This window comes from Pseudonocardia nigra, assembly GCF_019396355.1.
Classification (GTDB): domain Bacteria; phylum Actinomycetota; class Actinomycetes; order Mycobacteriales; family Pseudonocardiaceae; genus Pseudonocardia; species Pseudonocardia nigra.
In genome coordinates, this window is sequence record NZ_JAHKRK010000379.1 from 1 (window position 1) to 3,518 (window position 3,518).

The following is a 3,518-nucleotide window of genomic DNA, read 5'->3' on the forward strand; positions in this document are numbered from 1 at the left end:
TGGCTCTACGTCATCTGGCACTGCTGGCACGACCACACCACCTACGACCCCGCCCGCCACGGAGCCCTCCAACGACTCCTCAACCAAGATCAACCGGCGGCGGCTTGACACAGGGCTACTCATGCCGTCACCCCCAGCTCGTGCCAGTTCGACAGGGCCCCGGCGGCGTCGGAGGTCGGGCGGCGCTCGGTGCGGGCCTGCCAGTCCGCGGCGGCGTCGCGCCAGAACCGGGCCCGGTCCTTCTCGGTGTGCTCCGCGATCACGGCCGACCGCCCGTGCAGGACGTGCATGTCGTGGTCGCGGTAGGTCTTCCGGGCAAGCACGCCCCACCACGCGGACGTGCGTGCGCAGATCAGGGCCAGGCGGGCGGCGCGGGCGGCGTGCTCGGCGTCGGTGCGGTGCGGCATCGCCCGCGCCTCGGCGTTCTGGCGGTCCAGCTCGTCGATCTCGGCGGCGATGCGGCGGAGGTACTCGTGACGGACGGGCGTGGTGTCGTGCTCCTGGGCGTGCATCTACTCTCGGTGTCCTTCCAGTGCTCGTGTCCCTGCCAGGGGTTGAGTTCTTGGGAGATCAGGAGGGGAGCCCGGTTGCAGCCGCGGCTCCCCTCCGCATGAGTTGGGTTCAGGCGGCCTCCCCCGGGGTCGCCCGCGGCGCCGGCTTCGCCGAGCCGATGTGGGGTGCGCGCATACCGGTCGCGCGAAGGCTGTAGGCGATCCGCGCCCGGCCGCCGTTCTCGTTCACGTATGGAGTGACGGTCAGCCCGTCGAACTCCACCGGCCGGAACGGCACACCCGCCATCGCCTCCGGCGGCACCGGCTGATGCGAAGCCGAGATCTTCACCGTCACCGTCTTGGCGTCCTTGCGCGCGTCCGGGTCTGCATCCAGCACCGACACCGACCACACGAGCAGGCCCGACTCCTTGTCGGTCGCCTGCACCGGCCGCTCCCGCGTCGACTTGTCGAAGTCGCGTACTGGCTCGACCTCCGAGACGACGTAGACGCCGTGCGGGAAAACGTCGCCCATCGAGACCCTGAACCGACCGTTGATCGCCATGTGATCACCTCTCGTGTAGGCCCCTAAACCATCGCTTCCGGCGGAAGCGGGTCGTATAGGAGGGGTAAACAGAGGTTAGGGGACTGCCGGAGGGCTGTCAAGACCCCCTAAACTTGCCGCGATGAGCAAGCTTGACGACTTCGACGCGGTCCGGCGCGACCCGGACCCGATCCGACGCGGTCGTCGGGCTACCGCACTCATGGCGGCGTATCAGCAGCGCGCGACAGAGCTGGCAAGGCTGCGCCGCGAGGCGATCGAGGAGGCCCACCGGGACCAGGGCCTCACCTACACCGAGATCGCCACCGCGCTCGGGATCACGAAGGGCCGCGTCACGCAGATCCGCACCGGCGCGCCCAGTCGCGAGCGCGCGTTCTTCGGCGTCGGCCCCATCCATGTGGGCGTGCCGCTGCGCGAGGGCACCGACGACCGCATGCGCCGCTACGTCGACGCCGCCGACCTCGCCACTCAGGAGGACGTGGAGACGCTGCTCGCCACCCTCGTGCTGACCGCCGAGCCGTTCACGATCCCGCCTGACACGACGGGCGTGCCCAATGGCGACGGCGTGATCATCTGCGGCCCAAAGTCGGCCCCAATCGGAGCCGCGCTGATGGACAGTGACCCGCGGCTCGGCATGGTCCGCGACGACCAGCGGTGGTGGATCCTCGACAAGACGACGGGGGAGCGGTTTGGATCGCCCCTTGGCGACCAACCCCCCGGGCGTGGAGACATCGGCTATCTCTCTCGTCGCCGTGACGGAAACCGGGTGATCGTGCACATCGCCGGCATCCACAGCCCCGGCTCACGAGGCGTCGTGCACTACCTCGCCCACCACCTAGCCGAGCTGTACCAGCAGACCCGCGACGAGTCCTTCAGCCTCGCCATCCGCTGCCGCCTCGATGGCCTGACCGTGACCGGCAGCGAGATCCTGACCGGCCCGCACCCGTGGTGACCCATGAAGGTCCACACCGCACAGCTCACCGGCGGCTCCCGCAACGCCGACCGCGTCTTCGTCGCCGAGCATGCCGTGGTGGTCCTCGACGGCGCGAGTGCGTTCGTGCCCGTCGAAGTCGACCCCGCGACCTACGCGCAGACCCTCGGCGCACACATCGCCGCCAGGCTCGACGACGACCCCGCCGCCAGGCTGCCCGGCATCGTCGCCGCGTCCATCCGCCACACCGCCGCCGAGCTGGACCTCACGCCTGGCCGCTCTCCGTCGAGCACCGTCAGCATCCTGCGCGCCCGGACGAGCACTGCGGATCTCTACGTCCTCGGTGACAGCCCCATCCACTACGGCACCGCCAGCACGGCCCACGTTCTCACCGACGAGCGCTTGGCCGGCATCGCACCCACCGAGAGCCAGCACTACACAGCTCGGCTCCGCGCTGGCCATGGCTACGACGACGGCCACCGGGCCGCGCTGGCCACCCTGCAGCGCGCCCAAGGCACTGCCCGCAACCAGCCCGGCGGCTACTGGACCGCCGAGGCCGAGCCCAAAGCCGCTTTCCAAGGCATCACCTGCACTCTCGGACCTGACGCGATCACCTGGGCCGTCCTGGCCACGGACGGCGCAGCCGACGCGGTCGACCACAACGGACAGAACTGGTCGACGATCGCGCACTACGACTCCGACCAACTCGCCCAACTCCTCCACCGTCTCCACAACTGGGAAGCCGATAGCGACCCCGACGGCCGAAAGCTGCCCCGAGCGAAGCGGCACGACGACAAGACCCTGGCAGCAGTCCCATCCGTCTGGTAGCCGCGCCGTCACCACACGCGCTGCCGAATCTGCCTCTATGGGATCAAGGCGCCGCCTCCGGCGGCGCGCGGGGCCGGCCACGCCGGCCCCGCCGACCACTCCCTCTACCTCCGGCCCGGTCGGGCCGGCGCGTCCGGCTATCCGGCCCCTCAGCCGCCGAGGAGCGCGAGTGCAGAGGAGCGAACGGGCGGCTTTCGGTGCGAGCGGGCGCGGGTAGCGTGCTGATGCCCTGACCCCTCGGCCGGAGATGATCCACGTCTCCACGGTGGCCGCAAGGGCGCCTACGGCGTCGCTCCGCGATGGCGCAAGCGCCACCCTTGCCCCCGCCGCTCCGACGAGCAATGCTGCCAGGACCAGGGGATAGCGGAAGTGTGGGGCCCGAGCGCGAGACTGCCGATGCCACGTCACGCCCGGGCCGGTTCCACAGGAGCAGAAGCCGCTCATGGCCCCCCGCGCAAACCTGCACGCCCCCACACCCGCGCCTGCGCCGCCGGGGGTAAGCGTGAACCCCTGAAGGTCACCGATGTACCGCGGCAGCGCGCGTGAATCAGATCGCCATTCGCAAGCTAGCGGACCAGGCCAGCTAGTGTCTCGTGTCCGAAGTCTTTTGACGCTGCGCTTTGGCCAGGATGGCCTCGGCGTCCTTGGTCCAGATGAACGGTTCACAGCGCTCGTTCCATGCGTCGATGAAGCGGCGGATGGCGGCGAT

The 3,518-nt window shown here is 70.0% G+C and carries 4 protein-coding genes; 2 read left to right on the forward strand and 2 right to left on the reverse strand.

From position 1 onward, the window contains the following. Nucleotides 1-119: 119 nt before the first annotated feature. Complete coding sequence (locus KME75_RS40555; RefSeq protein ID WP_219420307.1) at nt 120-512, reverse strand: hypothetical protein; 393 nt, start codon at nt 510-512, stop codon at nt 120-122. 109 nt (nt 513-621) lie between these two features. After that, nucleotides 622-1,053 carry a plasmid replication, integration and excision activator gene (locus KME75_RS40560; RefSeq protein WP_219420308.1) on the reverse strand — a complete coding sequence of 144 codons (432 nt, stop codon included), beginning with the start codon at nt 1,051-1,053 and terminating at the stop codon, nt 622-624. A 121-nt stretch (nt 1,054-1,174) separates the two neighbouring features. On the opposite strand from KME75_RS40560, the gene KME75_RS40565 reads away from it, so the two are divergent. Together KME75_RS40565 and KME75_RS40570 are read left to right on the forward strand one after the other, a co-directional pair. Next, nucleotides 1,175-2,002 (forward strand): hypothetical protein, encoded by an 828-nt coding sequence (locus KME75_RS40565; RefSeq protein WP_219420309.1) that lies wholly within the window; start codon nt 1,175-1,177, stop codon nt 2,000-2,002. Between the two features lie 75 nt (nt 2,003-2,077). Further along, a complete protein-coding gene (locus tag KME75_RS40570) occupies nt 2,078-2,809 on the forward strand; it encodes a hypothetical protein (RefSeq protein WP_308283493.1) in 732 nt (243 codons plus the stop codon). Nucleotides 2,810-3,518: the final 709 nt, after the last annotated feature.

Coding starts and splice junctions, on each gene's coding strand:
- KME75_RS40560 (WP_219420308.1), bottom strand. CDS start 1,053: ATGGCGATCAACGGTCGGTTCAGGGTCTCGATGGGCGACGTTTTCCCG.
- KME75_RS40565 (WP_219420309.1), top strand. CDS start 1,175: ATGAGCAAGCTTGACGACTTCGACGCGGTCCGGCGCGACCCGGACCCG.
- KME75_RS40555 (WP_219420307.1), bottom strand. CDS start 512: ATGCACGCCCAGGAGCACGACACCACGCCCGTCCGTCACGAGTACCTC.